The following is a 20,881-nucleotide window of genomic DNA, read 5'->3' as shown; positions in this document are numbered from 1 at the left end:
AAGCGTATTCTGTATTTTTGTAATATATAGATGTAAATAGGTCACGTTATCTTAAGGGGGTCAAGAAAGACTATGAAAAAAAGATTAGTAACATCTGTACTTTCAATTGCCTTGACGTTTGGATTAGCAGGTTGCGGCGCCAATACGGCGACTACGGACAACAGTTCTTCAGCTGCTCCTACAGCAGCAGACAGCACCAAAGAGAATGCGGTTACATTGAAACTTGCCATGTGGGATAGCGATAGCGAGTTCCTGGATAGCTGGACCAAAAAGGTAAAAGAGTTCTCAACCGTTATGCCGAACGTGAAGATGGAAGTTGAAACTTTCAAAAGTGACGGCGACTACCTGCAAGCGATGAAAGTTAGATTAGCCGCTAACGAATTGCCGGATATTATCGAGTTGAAGCCTAACTTTATCAACGATTTCAAAGCAGAGCTTCTGCCGCTTGATGGTTTGAGCGTTACGGCTAAAAATACAAAAGCGAAACAATTTGCTGTTGATGGTAAAGTGCTGGCACTACCGGTTATATCTTTCCCAGAACTTGTTTACTATCATCCAAGTGTCTTTAAAGAGTTAGGCTTAAGTGTTCCGACAACGTGGGATCAGTTTGTAAGCGTATTAACGGACATTAAGAAGAGCGGCAAATATCAGCCTTATGCGATGGGCGGTAAGGACTCCTGGCCGAACTATCCGTTCAATGAATTTATGCCGCTGCTAGCATCCGGTGACGAAAATTATTACGACAAAATCGCCGGCATGGATAAGCCTTTTGAAAAGGGTACGGCATTCTACAAATCTTACAGCGATATCCAGGCTTTGTACGATGCCAAAGTGATGGGGGCAGATCCGCTGGGATTAAGCAATGACCAAGCAACAGGATTGTTTGAAGCGAAGAAAGCAGCTGTCATTGCCGCAGGACTATGGTACTTGCCGCAATACAAATCGAAAGTAGGAAATATCGATGATCTTGCAGCATTCCCACTTCCTACTCGTCATTCCGAAAGCGAACCGCTGAAAGTAATGACGTTCACGGATAACTTCTTCGGGATTAACAACAAATCCAAAAACGTAGAAGCAGCGAAGAAATTCCAAGAGTGGATGTTTGGCTCGGATGCATATTCCTTCTATGTGAACAAGAAGCAAGCCAACTCCGTCATGGAGGGTGTCAAGGCAGATGTTCCGTTCTTGAATGACTTCTACAAAGCCAACAAAGTGGAAGAGTTCAACTATCGTCCAGGCGGCGAAAACTTCAATAAATATGTAAACTCCATCCAATTGGATTGGAAAAAGCTAGGCCAAGAGATGATGGGCGGAACGTCACTTGATAAGATTGCTAACGATCTGAATGACAAATGGACGAAAGCAAGAGCAAGCAAGTAAGGTTTAGCATGCAAGTAGGAGAGAGATGGCTTGTCATCTTTCTCCTCCTTTATGGGAAATTGATGCAAATCGGTTTCCATTTTTTCAAGCTATTATGGTAAGCGTTTCCAAATTATGGTTTTGGTGGTTATACCATCTTAGAAGGAGGTTGTCTTGATGACTACGAATGTTGGACGAAAAATATTTGCTTCCTGCCTTGCTGCTTCATTAGTTACACCTGCGTTTTATGGTCTAACAGCTCAGCAGGCAAGTGCCGCTACAACAACATCAATCAATTTAAATCCGAGTAATATGCAGCAATCATGGGACGGTTGGGGAACGGCGCTAGCTTGGTTCGGAAATGTTACAGGCGGTTGGAATGAAGCGACTAAAAACGCTTTGGCCGATGCGCTATATTCACCACAAGGCTTGAATTTCAATATTGCCAGATACAACATAGGCGGTGGTGAAAATCCTGCGTACGATACGATGCGCCAAGGCGGTGAAGTACCTGGATTCTCACCTTCTCCTGGTGTGTACGATTGGACACAGGATGCGAATCAACGTTGGTGGCTGGGAGCTGCCATAGCAAGAGGGGCTAATAAATTGGAGGCATTCTCCAATTCCGCTCCGTACTATATGACGGTAAGTGGAAGTACAACGGGGAATTCGGATGCTTGGAAAGATAACTTGAAATCGACGGAGTATGACAATTTCGCAGACTACTTGGCGACGGTTGTCCAACATTTCGACGCTGAAGGAATTAAGTTCAACACACTGTCGCCGATCAATGAACCGAATACGAATTATTGGGGATTTGGCGGAGGGCAAGAAGGTTCTCATTGGGATACAGGCTCGCAAGCGAAAATGATTAATGCGGCTCGTGCAAAACTCGATTCCAAAGGACTTCAATCTGTCGCAATCTCGGCGATGGATGAGACTAGTGTGGACACGTTCATGACCGATTGGAACTCTTATGATTCAACAACCAAAGCGAACATAGGACATATGAATACCCACACGTACAGCGGGTCAAACCGAACTGCGGTCAGAGATGCAGCTAAAAATGCCGGCAAACCGCTATGGATGTCTGAAGTGGATCTTGGCCCATCGGGCGTTGCTCACAACCACGATGATTTTGAACCGGCATTGGCGTTGGCAGAACGAATCATGACGGATATTACTTGGCTTGAACCTAAGGCTTGGGTACTGTGGCAAGCCATTGAGAGCGAGAAAAACATGCAGAGGGAAAACATGAACTGGGGTCTCCTTCACGCGGATTTTGATACACAAGACTGGTGGTACGGTAAAAAGTATTACGCAATGGCGCAATTCAGCAAATTTATCCCGCAGGGATCCAGATTCATTGCAGATAACAATGATAACACGTTAGCGGCGTATGATCCTTCCAAGAATAAAATCTATGTTGTGTACAGAAATGCAAATACGACTAGCCAAAATATTTCTTTAGACATGTCACAGTTTGATGCTGTCACAGGGATTGCAACACCATATGTTTCATCTGCTGCTGAAAATGTAGAGCAGCATGCCAATGTTCCGATCGTGAATAAAACATTAACTACGACAGTTAGCCCGAAATCAATTACAACGTTTGTGATTGACGGAGCATCCTATACGGGTAATACGGTAATTCCACAAAATCAGATGAGTGTAACGGCGAGCAGCGCTCAATCCGGGGAAGGACCTGAGAAAACACTGGATGGGAATGCTTCAAGCAAATGGCATTCATCTTGGGATCCTTACGACGGAGGTCCGCATACCCTCACTTATAACCTTGGGCAGACTTATAACGATGTCTATAAGCTGAGCTATTTGCCAAGGCAAGATGCTGACTGGAATGGCGTTATTACCAAGTATACCGTTGAAACGAGCACGGACGGCACCGTTTTTAATCCTGTTGCGCAAGGTACATGGAATAACGATAAAACCGAGAAAACGGCAACATTCTCGTCGACCACTGCTCAGTATGTAAGGCTGAAAGTGGACGAAACGAATGGTTCGGGAGCACAGTATGCGTCGGCTGCCGAGATCAACATTTTAAGAAAACCAAGCTTTACCGTAGATAAGGATACGCTGAATCAGACAATTGCCAGTGCAGAGGCATTGATAGCTACTGATGCCAGCTTGACGACATTGCAAACGTTAGTCAACGAGGGCAAGACAGTTCGGGATACCGCCTACGTGACACAAGAAGCTATTACAACCATCGCAGGTAAAATTACCGCTGAATATAATCAGCAAGCTAATTCATTCGGAATGATCCCGCAAAACCAAATGACGGCAACGGCAGACAGTTCCGCATCCGGTGAAGGACCAGCGAAAACGTTGGACGGCGACATCGGCACGAAATGGCATACAGCCTGGGATGGCTCGTATACACCGCTTCCGCGTTCCGTCACTTACAACCTTGGCAAGGCGTATGATGGTGTGTATAAGCTGAGCTATTTGCCGAGGCAGGATGTAGATTGGAACGGCGTTGTAACGAAGTTTGAAATATCCGTGAGCCCTGATGGCAACGCTTTCACTAAAGTTGCTGAAGGAAACTGGGATGCAGACAGACTGGAGAAGTCGGCAACCTTTAACGCACATGGAGCTTCCTATGTGAAGTTTACTGCACTTGCTTCGAAAAGTGATGCAGGCAAGCAATATGCATCGGCTGCTGAAATCAATATTTTCAACAAAGCTGGATTTACCCTGGATACGTCCAAACTCGACAATGCGATGACTGCTGCGACTACGTTCATTACCAATTTTTCGGGTGATCCTGCCTATTTGGCTGACCTGGAAACATTGCGCATGCAAGGTACGGCGCTTTTGGACAGCAGCACGACGACCCAGGAAGAGATGGCGACTTTGGCAAACAAAATCACGGCCGAGATCGCAAAAATACAAAGAAATGAACAGCAGGCTAACGGAATCAGTCTCTTCTACGCTCCGGAAGCTTATGCCTCTAATCCTTCCAGTCTCATGCTCGATAACAACAACTCAACGTTCTATGAATCCAACTGGGCATCAAACGGAAGAAAATACAGAGCTGGCGATTACATCATTGTAGATCTGGGTCAGAACAGGCCGGACATTGGAAAAGTCATGGTTACGCCAAGGCAGGATAAGGCAAACGGAAGAATTGGGCAATTTAAGATTTACTATAGCGATACGGATTTAACCAATAAACCGGTAGACGGTACGCAAGCTTATTTGGACCAGAATTTCACTTTTGCCGCGAATGGCGTTTGGGACACATCCAGCTCCAGCGCACAATCGGCAACATTCAAATCGCATAAAGCCAGATATGTAGCGATTCAGGCTCTTTCTACAGGCGGGGACGGTGATACTTTAACTGCCGCAGAGATTGCTGTCAGCCAGAAGAAATCCACTGGTTTCGATACGTCAAGCTTGGAGAATGCCATTACGCAATTGCGCACGGCGTCCAGCATTAGCCCGAAAGTAGCGGAGACGATTGAAAGTAAAGTTTCATCGATCGGAACGCTTAGCGATTTAACTGAGGAAAGCATTCCTTACTACACTAACACTCTGCAGGACTTATACAATTTATATCAGACCGTAGGTAAAACGAATTCCATTAAAAATGGTGAAGTGTGGCTGGATGGAGATGGCGTTCCAATTCAGGCTCATGGCGGCGGCATTCTGTATAACGATAAAAACAAAACGTACTACTGGTATGGCGAAGACAAAACGGAGAATAATGTTGGCTCAGGTTATGTACCGGTAACAGGCGTTCACGCGTACTCTTCTAAAGATTTGTATAATTGGAAAAATGAAGGGGTTGTATTGCCGGTATTCAACAACCCGCAATTGGGCGAATCGGTATTGCCTAGTGGGAATTTGCCTTTATATTTGGACGAGAATAGCGATACGTATAAGAACAGCGGAGTACCATTCGATCCGAATCGAGTTGTCAATATCACGGATCGTTATGGGGACTATACAGGTTCGATGAAATCGCCGGTTAATTCATTAAGCAAACATAATTCACCTGAACGCATAGCTGAGCTTAATGCATTGTACGTAGATAAAACGAATGCAGAGAAGCAAGCGATGTATAAAGCTTTCAACTGGGATAAAGTTGTTGAACGTCCGAAGGTTGTCTACAACAAGAAAACGGATAAATATGTGATGTGGTGGCATCAAGACGGGCCGATCGCCGGTAAGTATTGGACGGCGGCAGGCGGCGTTGCGATCAGCGATTCGCCAGCGGGTCCATTCAAGTTTCTCGGCATATCCCGATTGCCGAACAATGGATGGGGTGGCGGCGAAGGCGAAGGCATGCTGCGCGACATGACGCTGTATGTAGACGATGACGGCAATGATGCGACGGATGACAAAGCTTATTTGATTTATGCATCCGAAGGGAACGAGAGGACTGTCATCACGATGCTGAATGATGACTACACGGGTCCGGCTACGAATGCGAACGGCCAGTCTGTGGAAGGTACTCATTATGTGAGAGCCTTCCCGTGGTACAGAGAAGCGCCGACGATGTTCAAACAGGATGGTGTCTATTACATGATTACATCCGGACAGTCGGGTTGGAACCCGAACCAAGCGGAATATCATGTATCGACAAATGGCATATTCGGCCCATGGGAACATAAAGGTGATCCGTTTGTGGACGACTGGAAACACACGACACATGATAGCCAAAGCACGTATGTTCTGCCTTACCGGGATGGCAATGGCGATATCGTACCGAATAAATTCATTTTTATGGCCGATCGTTGGTACCCTAATGATCTGAAGGATTCCAGATATGTATGGCTTCCATTCGAGATAAATACCCAGAACCGAACGATTGGCGCAAGCTGGTCCTACGAGTGGAAACTCTCCGTCTTTAAAACAGGCACGACCGTGAGCTTTAACAGCAACGGTGGCAGTGAGGTTCGTCCTGTGTACGGAGCTGTACAAGGTTCGAAGATTGCAGCACCTGAAGCGCCGGCGAAAAACGGGTTTACTTTTGCAGGCTGGTATCAAGATGAAGCCTTGACAGTCGGCTGGGATTTCGGCGTGAACACGATTCCGGCAACGGATATCACGCTCTATGCGAAGTGGGAGCAAGTTGGTGCACCAGTCATTACAGGCGTTCAGCCAGTGACTGTAGCTACAGCTACCTATGTGGCACCAATTTTGCCTGCCAATGTCACTGTCGTTTATAACAATGCTACAACGGGGACAAAATCGGTTCAATGGGATTCAGTGGCTCCGTCTAAGTATGGAGTAGCTGGCAGCTTTAACGTGAATGGCGTTGTAGACGGTACCGCGATACCGGCCGTTGCGAACGTGACCGTAACCGATAATGTGTACCCTGTTCAATCGATTTCCGTGAGCGGCGTCGGCGGCATGAATGAGATTGTGGTTCAAAACGGCACGTTGCAAATGCAAGCCGTAGTACTGCCTTCGAATGCCAATGGTCAAGTCACATGGAGTGTCTGGGAAAACGATGGTCTCACGATGACCAATAAAGCTACGATTAACGCGAGCGGACTGCTTTCGGCACATACGGATGGGATTGTGAAAGTGGTGGCGATAGCTGCTGATGGCAGTGGTGTTCAAGGTTTCAATTATGTCAGGATCAGCGGTCAGACAGCGACGCCGACCGATGTGCCTCATGCTACGTTAACAGGGGCGGCAGCCGTTCAAGCAGGAGCTGCATTCTCGACCAACTTCGGTTTAACGAACGTCACGAATAGCCCATCTTCCAGCGTATATGCAGCAGACATCGTAGTAAGTTTCGATGCAAATGCGATTGAATTCGTATCGGTGGATTCATTGAAATCCGGCTTTAAAGTGGTAGATACGAAAACGGATGTACCGGGTCAAGTTCGGATTATCGCGATTAGCGAAGGAGAAGCGGGAGCTATTACCGCAAGCGGAGATGTATTCAGCTTTAATTGGAAGGCAAAGTCCCAACAATCATCTCCGACAACCAATCTGACTCTGACCAAGGTAGCCCTTTCTAATGCACTTAGTCAAAAGATGGATGCCTCCTTGGCAAATCTAACGATTTCTGTTACAGCGGCTGAAGCTGTTGATAAGACAACGCTGCAAACGGTACTCAATTTGGCACAATCCATTTATGATCGTGCGGTAGAAGGAACGCAAGTCGGACAGCATGCAGTTGGTTCCAAAGCAGTACTGCTAGCTGCGATTCAAGCAGCCGCTGCCGTCAATACGACTCCAGCGGTTAGCCAGCAGCAGTTGGATGACGCAGCCATCGTGTTAAACCAAGCGATCCAAACGTTTAACGAGCAGTTCATCACGAGCTACGCTTCAGGAGATGTCAATGAAGATACTCTCATTGATATCGGAGACTTGGGTAAAGTAGCGGCGAATTATGGCAAGACTTCCGCAGCAAGCGATTGGGACAAAATCAAAGCTGCCGACTTCAATCATGACGGCAAGATTAACATTCTCGACGTAGTAGGAGTCGCTAAAAGGATCCTGCAATAACAATTAATCTGAAATGGAAGAGAAAGGCCAGCCCTTTCTCTTTCCATATTCGGATGATATTCAGAAGGAGTGAACCCCATGTTACGTAAAACAGGGTTATTTTTAACAACTATGATGCTCTTATTTACGATTATCCCATTCGGCATGACGGTAAGTGCTGCTGGAATCCCTACATTTAATGTGAATCTAAATGCTTCTCAAGTAACCGTCGGTGACAATGTGGTCGTTACGATTCAAGGTACTAATGTAACAGATTTATATGGATATGAAGCTATTTTAAATTATGATGCAGATCGTCTGGAATTCAATTCAGTTCAATCGCAATCGAATGGCTTAATCAATGCGTACAAGATCGCGCAAGCTTCAGGTAATCAAGTCATATTTGCTAATACGAAAATTAAAAATATACCGGGCGAAAATGGAAATCTAGTTATTTGCACACTGGTTTTCAAGGCGAAGCAGAGCGGACAAGCTAACGTAACTTTGACAAAGATGACAACCGTGACATCGCAAGAGTTACCGTCTATTTGGAATGTTAACGCACAAGCTACTGTGAAAATTAACGGGACGACTCCTGGTCCTAGCGGCGGCGGCGGAGGAGGTGGAGGAGGCACAACGACTACACCAACGAAAGAAGATCCGGGCCTCTATGAACCAAAAGAATCGGAGCTTCGAATTGAAACGACACAAGACGGCCAAACCTCTGTAACAGCAGTGATAGACAGCAAACGTCTTGCACAGAAATTAGCTGATCTGCAAGCAGCGGGCAGCGGTACCGTTTTGAACTTTGAGATTCCTGGTGAGCGTGAGTTGAATGCCGTGCAATTACCGTTGCCGACATTGCTCGACAGCTTGAAGAATCATAAAGATACCATTTTAAGCGTGCGCAGCCATTTGGGGACTTACGATCTTCCGATGTCCGTACTGAACCAGTCGGATTTTGCGGGGGCTGATGTAGAGGGAGCGACGCTGATCATTCGTATCGATAAGGCTAAATCGCTGCATGAAACGAAATTTGACCAATCCATTTCCGATAAGGGTATGGTGCGTGTGAGCGATATGATCGATTATAAAGTCATTCTGAAAACCAAGGACAAAGAAGAGGAAATTCATAGCTTCGGTAATAGCTTTGTGACTCGTGTTATTCATGTAGATGAATTGATTCAAGACTCTTCTGCAGCGACGGCGGTCGTTTATGATCCAGCTACAGGAGAAATGAAATTCGTGCCTTCCGTGTTTACTGCGAAAGACGGTAAAACCGAAGTGAAGGTGATTCGAAACACAAACAGTTTGTATGCAATCGTTCAAAACAAGAAAACATTTGACGACATGATCGGTCACTGGGCTCAGCAAGATGTGGAACAGTTGGCTTCGAAAATGATTATTAACGGGACTTCGGACCGTACGTATACGCCTGAGATGCAAGTCACCCGCGCTGAGTTTGCCGCCTTGCTCGTACGAGGACTGGGACTGCCTGCAGAGGCTGGGCTGAATGTCTTCACAGATATCGCAGCTGCGCAGTGGTACGCCCCAGAAGTAAATACAGCGGCGAAGTACGGCTTGGTTCAAGGCGTCGCGGAGGGGCAATTCAGCCCGGATGCGCAGATTACAAGAGAGCAAATGGTCGTGATGATGATGAAAGCGATTGGGCTTGTGAAAGGAACACCAGCATCTAGCGCAAGTGCGACGAATGTTTCGTTCGCCGATCAAGACCTGTTGTCGGATTATGCCCGCAGCGCGGTGGCAGACGCCGCCAGCAAAGGGTTGATTCACGGCAAAACAGAAACAACGTTTGCACCACAAGATGTGGCTACTCGCGCTGAAGCGGCTGTCATCATCAAACGAGTGCTGCAATATGCAAATTTGATCAATTAAGAAGAAAGTTTATTGCAACATGTACGGTAAGCCTGCTTTCAGCAGGCTTACTTTTCAAAAGGAGGGGATTTAGTTGTACAGGAAGATTTCAACATGTCTAGGACTCATATTTATGCTACTTTTTGCCTCGATTACTCCCATTTTTGCTGCTACCAATAATCAAAACACAGCAACCCCCGTTGTGAATGATAGCTACACAAATCAGAAAAACTATGTGGATCTCAGGTTTGGCATGTTTATCCACTACAACATGGGAACCTATCATGATCAGGAATGGGTGACGCCAGGACAAGATCCGCTTTCTTTTAATCCTAAGCAAGTGAATACAGATCAATGGGCAGCAGCCGCCAAATCCGCAGGCATCAAATATACCGTTCTAACCACCAAGCACCATGACGGATTTGCCCTGTGGCCAACCAAATATGGTAATTATAACGTGATGAACAGCTCCTACAAGAAAGATATCGTAAGGCAATATGTCGATTCCATGCGCACCCAAGGCATTTTGCCGGGGTTATACTTCTCCATCTGGGATCGTCAGCAAGGCATTCAGAAAGGTTCCGTCAGCAGAGCGGATATCGACTTTATTAAAGGGCAGCTTACCGAGTTGCTAACGAATTACGGAGAAATTCCGGTTCTGATTATCGACGGTTGGGCCTGGGAAATGGGGCATAATGAAGTTCCCTACCAAGAAATTCGCGAATTAATAAAGCGTTTACAACCCAATATTCTTATTGTGGATCATAATGGACAAACGCAGCCATGGGATGAGGACATCATTTATTTCGAAGAACCTAAAGGCGTTTGGGCACCTGCCAACAATTCGTATGCGGCTAACCAGGGCATGCCTCTCGTGTCCAGTCAATGGTTCTGGCACGATTGGATGACGAATACAGAGCCAGCAAGCGTGCAGAATATTGTGCAGGATCATCTTGGTTATTTAGAACCTCGTTATACAAACTTTTTGCTCAACGTTTCGCCGAACCCGGATGGGGAACTGGATCATAACGTAGTTAATCGGTTGGGGGAGATTGGACAAGCATGGTCGCCGAATGCATCTCGTCCTCCACTGCCTGAGCAGCCAATTGTGATGGAGCATCCAATTACAGCAAATTCGGCGACGTCTACTAGTGGGACTGCAAGCAATGCGATTGATGGTTTTATGGATTATGTAGGCACTTACTCGGAGACGATTTGGCAAACGAACACATCGCTGCCTCAGTCCATATCTCTGGATTTGGGCTATACGTACAACAACATTAATATGTTGAATTACTTGCCTTCGCAAAATTTATCACAAGGGATGATCACATCCTATCAGTTATACGCGAGCGAGGACGGAACGAACTTCACTCCGGTTATAAACGGTACATGGGATGGGGACAAGACCATGAAACGTGTGACGTTCCCATCGCAAACAGCACGCTATTTCAAAATGGAAGTGAGTGGAGCTGTAGGAGGCTTTGCTGCTGCCGGTGAGCTGGAAGTAGGCTCCTATACGAATGACATTCCAACTCGAACGGGGATCGACTCCTTTGATGTCAACACGTTGCATCGCATCGTGAATAAAGCGACCGGCAAAGCGCTGGGCGTTGGGAATTCTACGGCGGATGGAGCAGCTGTTGCCGAGCGAACGCAATCAGATGCGCTAGATCAGCAATGGGTTATCGACGATTTAGGTCTGGGTAAATATAAAATCGCCAATCAATTAAGTGGACAAGTTATGGATGTTCCAGGGGCTAGTAAATCGCCTGGAAAGTCAGTCATTCAATGGACAGATTCGGAAACGGCTGCGGATCCTTCTGCCATCAACCAACAATGGGCCATCACCAATGCTGGCAACGGCTATTTCAAAATTACCAACGTAAACAGCCAGTTAGCATTGGAAAATAGCAACGGCTCTACAGCTGACGGGAATCCGGTTGTTCAGGGTACCTTTACTGGAAGTGATAGCCAACTATGGAAAGTGGAAAGCATGCCTTCTTTGATCAAAAATGTGAAAGTGAACGGAGTGCCTGTCAAAGGACTTAATGCTGAGAATCGGACGGCGACGCTGAAGATTTTGAGAGAAAAAAATCTGGCGGTCCCAGCCGTTACAGTGGACAAAGCTTCTGAAGACGTGCAGGTGGTGATCAACCCAGCTGATAGCTTGCCAGGCGCAACGACCATCACAGCTACGGCTGACGGCGGAGCGAAGAAGGAAGTCTACACGCTGAATTTTGAGCTGGTGGACCGTTATGCGAGCGATCTGAACTGGTTAAGTGCATCCTCAGGCTGGTTAACCGTTAAGAAGGACAAGAGCCTGGACGGCAATGCGATTCGTTTAATGGGCAGTAACGGCGCTGTCACATACGAGAAGGGCTTTGGCGTACATGCGGATTCAAGAATTATGTTTGACATATCGGGTAAAAATTATGAGTCCTTCACTGCTCTTGTGGGTGTCGACCAAGAAATAGCCAAATCGCCGTCTTACGCCGATGTGGAATTTAAGGTGCTCGTAGACGGTGTAGAGAAATTCGCGAGTGGTGTCATGAAGGTTACCGACGTGGCTAAACCGGTCGATGTCAATGTAACTGGAGCAAACATCGTGGAACTTGTTGTTACAAAAAGTGATAACGATAATAGTGAGGATCATGCCAGTTGGGCCAATGCGTCGTTTAGAGTTGCGGCAGGCAAATCCGAACAGAAGGAACAATTGCCTGAAGTTGACTACTTGAGCGATTTGAACTGGGCAAGCGCGAATTCTGGCTGGTTAACGGTTCAGAAAGACAAGAGTATTGGCGGCAATGCGATCGTATTGATGAATGGAGCCGAGGATTTCTCCTTTGCCAAAGGCCTTGGGACTCACGCCAATTCATCGATCAAGTATGATCTTACTGGAGCAGATTATGAAACGTTTTCCTCCTTTATCGGTGTAGATAAGGAAGTGAACGGCGGAAGTTATAACGGCTCGGTGCAATTTAAAGTGTCAGGCGTAAAGAATGATGACACGATCGAATCGCTTTACTCCGGAAGTGTGTTGAGAGAGTCGGATAACGCCCAATTTGTGAAGGTAAATGTGAAAGGTTATAAACAGCTAATCTTGGAAGTTACGGATTCCGGCAATGGCAACAGCGAGGATCACGGTGATTGGGCGGATGCGAAGCTGACTAAGGCTGCTGTTGAAGCGACACCGGTGATTACTGGAGTTACGCCAGTCAACGTGGTTACGGCTGCGCATGTTCCGCCGGTTCTGCCTGCGAGTGTCACCGTTGTGTATGACAATGGGACAACGGCCGAGAAGTCGGTTCAGTGGGATCAGGTAGATTCGTCCAAGTATGCAATAGCTGGCAGTTTTATTGTAAATGGTGTTGTAGATGGCACCGTCCTACCGGCTGTAGCGAACGTAACAGTTACGGAAGCGCAGCAGGTGAACGTTCAATCAATTGCTATCACAAGTTCGGCGACGACGATTACCGAGAAGGAAGGAAGTCTACAATTCCAAGCTTCGGTGCTCCCAGCCAATGCGACGAACAAGTTGTTAACATGGGCAGTCTTTGAATCAGATGGGGTAACTGTAACAGATAAGGCAGTGATTACGTCCAGCGGCTTGTTAACTGCGCAAAAAGATGGTGTCGTGAAAGTCATTGCGACAGCGACGGACGGCAGCGGCATTCGAGGCACCAGCTATGTCGTGATCAGCGGTCAACTACCTGTGCCGACCGACGTACCGCAAGCTACGCTCACGGGTCCGGGAGTCGTTCAAGCAGGCGCTGCGTTCTCCACACAGTTTGGTTTAAACAATGTAACTGCCAGCGTATATTCGGCGGTGTATGCAGCGGATATTACCGTATCGTTTGACGCTAATACCATTGATTTTGTATCTGTAGATCCATTAATTTCTGGATTTACTAACGTTGAAACCAAAACTGACGTACCTGGCCAAATTCGGATTCTCGCTGTGAGCGAAGGGAATACGGGAGTCGTAACGACAAACGGCGATTTATTCAAATTTAATTGGATCGCGAAGCCGAATCACCCGTCTACGACAACGAATTTGGTACTGACCAAAGTAGCTGTTTCCAATGGGCTTAGTCAAAAAGTGGATGCTGCTCTGGCAAATCTAACGGTTTCAATTACGGCGGCGACAGACAAGACAACGCTGCAGACGGTGATCAGCTTGGCGCAGTCCATTTATGATCGCGCAGTAGAAGGAACCCAAGTCGGACAGTATGCCGCCGGTTCCAAAGCGGTGCTGTTAACAGCTATCCAGACTGCCACTGCCATTCAATCGGATGCTACGGCTACACAGCAGCAATTGGAACAAGCAGCTATTACGTTAAACCAAGCGTTGCAAGCTTTTTACGGGAAGATCGTTACGGATTATGAACGTGGAGATGTCAATGGAGATAACGTCATCGATATTGGCGACCTGGGCAAAGCAGCTGTGCATTACGGGAAGACTACGGCTAGCAGTGACTGGAATGTTGCGAAAAGCGCGGATATCAATCAGGACGGCATGATTAACATTGTGGATATCGTAGGGATTGCAAAATTGATTTTGCAATAATGATTAACTGGAATATGGGGGAGAAAGGTGAACCCTTTCTCCTCCATATTCAAATGGTGATGCAGTAAGGGGGAATAATATGAAATCAAAATTTAAAAAAATCATAAGAAATACAATGTTATTCTCACTTTCATTAAGCGTACTTGGTGCTTCTTCCATCTCTAGCTTGTTTATACATCCGCATCCGCTCCTCTAACGAATCATACGGAGCAAGAATGGAATGAGCTTTCCGGAATTCTTTCCAACATATATGGCGAGTGGAACACGCCGTCATACGCGGGAGCCAAATCCACACAGATGCCCAATACAGCTATTCTAGGCAACGGAGATGTGGGGGTTACTTCCTATGGAGACAGCAAGACGAAAGAGTTTTTAGTATCCAAGGGCGACTTCTGGAGTGCTGGAACGATGAATAATGATAACAGCACGAAAATTATTGCACTGGGCGGTATCAAAATCAGAGAAAAAACACCTGTGAATTTAGCACTAGGCAAGACTGTATCAGAAAGCAGTCATCACGATGATTTCGTTTCTAGTCGAGTTACGGATGGCATTGTCGGGACAAGTGACGCTAATTCATGGGTATCGTCTCCTGCGAGTCCACAATGGATTAGTGTCGACTTTGGCCAGGACATCTCATTTTCGAGATATGTGATTAAACACGGTGGAGCCGCAAGGGCAGACAGACAAGATTGGAATACGAAAAGCTTCAAGGTTCAAGTAACCAGTGATGCTGTGATTACAGGGGCAACGGTCTGGACGGATATCGATGCCATCTCCAACAATACAGCGTCAATCACAGATAAATTATTGGCAGCACCTGTACAAGCCCGTCAGATGCGGGTTTATATCACAGAGGGGACTCAAACCGGCGGTGATGGAAGGAGCCGATTAGCTGAAGTCGAGGTATACAACCAATCTGTGGGCAGTGTTTCGAATGATCCCCAGAAGAGCTCATTGGCTTTAAATGCTGCGGCAACTGCTAGTTCGACACATGATTCTTTTTCCCCGAACCTTTCTGTAAATGGGGCTTCTCAGACGAATCAAGAAGCCGGCAGTGAAAATATGTGGACATCCGCTGTCGGTAACAGCCAATGGATTTCCTATGATTTAGGCAGCGTGAAAACATTCGATCGATGGGTTGTGCGGCATGGGGGATTTGCCCGTATGGATAAGCCTGAATGGAATACAAAAGATTTTAAACTTCAGAGTAGCTCTGACGGTGTGACATGGACCGATGTTGAATCTATCGAGGGCAATACAGCATCCATTACGGATAGAATCCTGGTCAATCCAGTTTCCACTCGTTATGTTCGTCTCCTGATTACAAAAGCAACACAGGCAACGACAGCGGATTCAGTCAATAATCCCAGGGCGCGTATCGCACAGTTTGAGCTCTATCACAATAGCAATTTTAGCAGTATCCATTCGCCGGTTTCTTTCAATGAAATTCAAGATATTCAACATGCTGAAATTAGAACGCAAATGCCATTTGCAGGGCAATCCATGAAGATGCAAACATGGGTATCTGCAACGGAAAACACGTTCATCACTGAAATTGTTTCAACGGGCAATACAGCGGTCGACCTGGAGGTAGCAACGTGGGCCAAAAATGATAACGCGTTATATCCAGCTAATGCTGGGAATGATGCCGGAAGCGTATGGGCGTCACGGAAAACCGATAATCAAGCGAAGAGCAACCCTAAATCATGGACATCTGAAGCTGTGCTCATGACCAAGCTCATAGGAGCAGGCAGCTACGTATCTTCATCTAATCAACAGCAAGCCGAAGGCGTATTGAAGTTTACCTTGCAACCGAATCAACCGATTCAAATCGTTACGTCCGTTGGAGGAGGGGGCCAAACCTATGACAATATGGACGTGTTGAAGCAAGCCAAGTCTCCGCTCATTCAGGCGAAGGATCTGCTCGGTGCATACAACAGTGCAGGAGATATTGCTGGATTGCATGAGCGACACTTAGATTGGTGGAAAAACTACTGGTTAAAATCGTACATCAACCTTGATTCTAACGATGCGGACTTATCCAAGATCGAGAGATACTATTATGGATCCCAGTACATTTTAGGATCAACTGTGCGGGAAGGGAAGTTAGCTCCCGGCTTGTACGGGATTTGGAGAACGACAGACGATCCGCTTTGGTCAGGTGACTACCATTTGAATTATAATTTCTTCGGACCTGTTTACGGTTCCTATTCGAGTAACAGGCCAGATCAAGGTCTGCCGATTGTGGATGCTCTTTGGGATTTTATGCCTGAAGGCGAAAGAAGAGCGCGGGAAGACATGACATTAATTGCGAACCATGCTCCACCAGAAGCTTGGCAGTATATCCAGAACAGGGGGTTAGCCTCCGGGATAGACGGAGCCCTGTTGTATCCGGTAAGCATCGGACCTTGGGGAAGCGCTCCTGAAGGCCCAAGCTATATCGGTCAAACCATTGATGCCGCGTATGGCGCTACACAGTTCATTTCTTACTACAGATACACGCAGGATGAGCAATTTCTGAAAGATAAGCTTGTTCCGTACCTTGAAAAAGTAGCTAAATTTTACGAATCGTGGTTAGAAAAAGAAGACGATGGGCAAGGCGGATACCGCTACATCGCATACGATGGCTATCATGAGTATACGTTTGCTAAAAATTCAGGTGTAACATCAGGTCTTGCTTGGAATGTATTTAATATGCTTACAGAAGCGGTTGCTGTTCTGGGCGAGAATCAATTGGGGGTATCACAGCAAAGAGCCGATCTATGGAAAGATATTCGCGATCATATGGCCGACACACCAACCATGCAAAGGAATGGACAGACCGTATATGCCTTGGCGGATAACGGAGATTTCTGGCCGAATAGCGGTAATGTTGAACTTGAATTTATTCATCCTGGGGAAAGACTTGGATTTAATTCTGATCCTCAGAAGCTGCAAATTGCAAGGAATACGTTAACACAGAAAGCACATACATTTGGCCAAATCAACAATACGCCCAAAGCGTATACTCAGGCTGCGAGAGTAGGATATCCTGCGCAAAGTATTATCGATTACTTTTTGCAGCAAACCTATCCGGCCATAGCTCAGAATTTCAGAATACCTGATGATAATCACGGCATCGAGAAAGGCGGGGCGACGGAAGCCTTTAATAACCTGCTGTTGCAAAGTGATAACTATGTAATCAAAGTATTTCCTGACTGGGTGCAAAACAAGGATGCTAAATTTGTAAGGCTTAGGGAGAAAGGCGCATTTCTTGTTTCATCGGCATATAAAGGAGCAACGCAAGAGGTTCAATATGTTGATGTCACGAGTGAAAAAGGAAAAGATCTCTCCCTTATGAACCCATGGCCGGGACAAGAGGTAGAGGTCTATGAAGATGGGGTAAGGATTGGGGCAACAAAGAGGACGATTCAATCAGGTGAGATCTACACGGTGCCTACCAAAGCAAATTCCACTTATGTATGGAAGCCGGCAGGTGGAGTGCGCCAAGTGACGCTTGTGAGTATTACACCATCTACAGCTGTCACTGACATACAGATGGGCACGGCAAAGACGGCAGCAGCGTTAGGATTGCCTTCCACGGTGGAAATCGTGACGAACCAGAACAAAGCGCAAGCAGCTGTCGTATGGGATCTAACGAATGCAAGCTACGATCCAACACTTAAAAAAGGCCAGACCTTTACAGTCAGTGGTCATGTGACTTTACCCGAGAGTATTCAGAATCCTGATGATGTATCCTTGTTGACTAGCATTCAAGTTACCGTCAATCAAGTTCCTCAGTCGCAAATGACAGCAACAGCGACAAGCGAGGAGCTAGGGAAAGAAATCGCTTCTAATGCGATTGACGGTGACCCGCAGACGATCTGGCATACGAAATGGAATCAATCCGACGTGCTGCCGCAATCAATTACCTTAAACCTTGGAGAAACCTACAACAATATTAATAAAGTTACGGTATTGCCAAGGCCTGATGGCGGTAACGGAAATATTACGGGCTACAATATTTATACAAGTACGGATGGCACGACCTTTACCAAGGTTGCGACTGGAAACTGGGCAAACGACGCTACGGAGAAAAGTGTAACCTTTACTCCAACTAATGCAACGTATATCAAGGTCGAAGTGACAACAGGCGTCGGCGGATGGGCGTCGGCTGCGGAGATCCATGTATTTGCTAGCCCAATTGTGGATGATATTCCGCTTAAGGTGCAGTCAATCTCAGTTTCAAGTGCGTCGGCTAGTATCAGTGACAAGGGAGGCTCACTTCAGTTAAGTGCTATGGTTCTTCCTGCCAATGCCACGAATAAGTCGGTAACATGGGCTGTATGCGAAGAAGATGGCGCAACGGCAACGGACAAGGCCATCATTGATGTAAATGGCGTATTGACGGCTGCCAAAGATGGCATTGTGAAGGTGGTGGCAACCGCCACAGACGGCAGCGGCGTTCAAGGCTCCAGTTATGTCGTGATCAGCGGCCAGACATCGGTGCCGACCGACGTGCCGCAAGCTACGCTCACGGGTCCGGCAGTTGTTCAAGCAGGCGCTGCGTTCTCGACGCAGTTCGGCTTAAACAATGTAACAGCTAGCGTATATTCCGCGGTTTATGCGGCGGATATTACGGTAGCGTTTGACGCCGACGCCATCGACTTTGTGTCTGTAGATCCATTAATTTCTGGATTTACTAACGTTGAAACCAAAACCGATGTACCTGGCCAAGTTCGGATTCTCGCCGTGAGCCTAGGGAATACGGGAGTCGTAACGACAAACGGAGATTTATTCAAATTCAATTGGATTGTGAAGCCAAATCACACTTCCACGACAACGAATTTGGTACTGACCAAAGTAACTGTTTCTAACGGGCTGGGGCAGAGAGTAGATGCCGTTCCAGCTAATTTAACGGTTTCAGTTACGGCGGCGACAGACAAGACAACGCTGCAGACGATCATCGACTTGGCGCAGTCCTCCCATGATCATGCAGTGGAAGGAAAGCAAACCGGACAATATGCGGCTGGTTCCAAAGCGGTGCTGCTATCTGCGATTCAATCTGCGGTTGCCATCCAGTCGGATCCTGCGGCTACGCAGCAGCAGTTGGATCAAGCAGCGATTACGTTAAACCAAGCGTTACAAGCTTTTAACGGGAAGATGATTACGGTTTATGCGCGGGGAGATGTTAATGGAGATAACGCCATTGATATTGGCGACTTAGGCAGAGCAGCTGTGCATTACGGGAAGACTTCGGCTAGCAGCGACTGGAATGAGGCGAAAAGCGCCGATATTAATCATGACGATAAGATTAACATTGTGGATATCGTAGCGATTGCTAAATTGATCCTGCAATAGTTAGCAGTGCCCGGTTCAAAGTTAAGTTGGCCCGGGCCGGGCACTGTGTCGTTCCTGGCTTGCATCAGATGACAAAAAGGTAGGGGATTATATATCCTCTACCTTTTTTGCTTATTTAAAGGAACGACAAGCCTCTATTTCCTTGAAAAATCGAAGTTTCCATAGGCAAGGGGAACTGCGTTCCGCTATTTTGCCAATTTCCCCTGAAAAAGTCGCCGCAGAGGATGAATAAGAACCCATAGTTCCGCTCAGAGAGAAAATAGCTTATTTTTCACAAAATAGAGGCCTACAGTTCCCCTAAGCTAGGCTGAGGAAAACCCTCTCAGCAACCGCGCCTAGAGAACGAGAATCCCGGTAACAGGCTACTCGCTAACCATGCGATTTGTCAAACTTCCCAGATTCTCGATGGAAATAGTAACAACGTCGCCGTCTTTTAAATAAACGCGCTGATCAACCGGATCGCCAAGCACTACACCCTCAGGTGTTCCTGTGAGAATGATGTCTCCCGGGTACAGGGTCATATGCTGAGAAATATAGCTGACGATCTCGTCGCAGTGGAAAATCATATCCGCCGTATTCGAGTTTTGGCGCACCTTGCCATTGACCGTGGTGCTGATCTTCAGGTCATTCGGATTGCCGACTTCGTCTGCCGTGACCAGATACGGGCCAAGCGGGCTGAAATCGTCACACGATTTCCCGAGCAGCCATTGCGCAGTACGCATTTGCAGGTCACGAGCAGAGAGATCATTGACGCAGCAGTATCCATATACATGCTCCAATGCTTCTTCTTTGGAGATATATTTAGCTTGCTTGCCAATTACGATAACGAGCTCCGCCTCATAATCGACTTCTTTGGTGACACGAGGGAGGGCGATCTCATGGCCATGTCCTGTCAGCGTATTATTAAATTTGTTAAAAAGAATCGGATACTGAGGAATAGGAGCATTCGTTTCTTCTGCGTGCTTACGGTAATTAAGTCCGACGCAAATAATTTTGCCGGGTTCTGTGACGCAAGGACCGTAGTTCAAAGTCTCTTCATTAAGCAGCAGCGTATGGCGCTCACTGCTCTCAAGAGCGAGGTGGACGAGCTGGTGGAGCGCTTCGGTAGCAGCTGCCCCGCCTTGAATAGCTTCCGTAACTGTGGTTGGAACTGCGAATGCCGGTGAAAGCTGCTGGACAGCTTGAACGACATCAAGTACACCGGAATCGGTTTGAATACCTAGACGGGAAGCATTGTTTTGGTTAAATGTAAGTAGTTTCATGTGA

General features: G+C 46.8%; 6 protein-coding genes. 5 read left to right on the top strand and 1 reads right to left on the bottom strand.

Going from position 1 to position 20,881, the window contains the following annotated elements:
• Positions 1-72 precede the first annotated feature (72 nt).
• From ACKTT9_RS34900 to ACKTT9_RS34880, 5 genes are all read left to right on the top strand, one after another.
• Complete coding sequence (locus tag ACKTT9_RS34900) at positions 73-1,380, top strand: ABC transporter substrate-binding protein (protein WP_157317714.1); 1,308 nt, start codon at positions 73-75, stop codon at positions 1,378-1,380.
• Between the two features lie 156 nt (positions 1,381-1,536).
• Positions 1,537-7,848 carry a discoidin domain-containing protein gene (locus tag ACKTT9_RS34895; protein WP_407869614.1) on the top strand — a complete coding sequence of 2,104 codons (6,312 nt, stop codon included), beginning with the start codon at positions 1,537-1,539 and terminating at the stop codon, positions 7,846-7,848.
• 78 nt (positions 7,849-7,926) lie between these two features.
• A complete protein-coding gene (locus ACKTT9_RS34890; protein WP_407869613.1) occupies positions 7,927-9,723 on the top strand; it encodes an S-layer homology domain-containing protein in 1,797 nt (598 codons plus the stop codon).
• Positions 9,724-9,796: 73 nt separating this feature from the next.
• Entirely contained in the window at positions 9,797-14,272 is a 4,476-nt protein-coding gene (locus ACKTT9_RS34885; RefSeq protein WP_407869612.1) for an NPCBM/NEW2 domain-containing protein, read from the top strand.
• A 297-nt stretch (positions 14,273-14,569) separates the two neighbouring features.
• Positions 14,570-19,615 (top strand): discoidin domain-containing protein, encoded by a 5,046-nt coding sequence (locus tag ACKTT9_RS34880; RefSeq protein ID WP_407869611.1) that lies wholly within the window; start codon positions 14,570-14,572, stop codon positions 19,613-19,615.
• A gap of 362 nt (positions 19,616-19,977) precedes the next feature.
• Here ACKTT9_RS34880 and ACKTT9_RS34875 read toward each other — a convergent pair whose 3' ends face one another.
• On the bottom strand, positions 19,978-20,877 hold the full coding sequence (locus tag ACKTT9_RS34875; RefSeq protein WP_407869610.1) for a fumarylacetoacetate hydrolase family protein: 900 nt from the start codon (positions 20,875-20,877) through the stop codon (positions 19,978-19,980).
• Between the last annotated feature and the right edge of the window lie 4 nt (positions 20,878-20,881).

Source organism: Paenibacillus sp. P36, assembly GCF_045866505.1.
GTDB lineage: Bacteria > Bacillota > Bacilli > Paenibacillales > NBRC-103111 > Paenibacillus_E > Paenibacillus_E chondroitinus.
The sequence above is the reverse complement of the archived record's forward strand: the minus strand, read 5'-3'. Positions and strand labels throughout refer to the sequence as shown.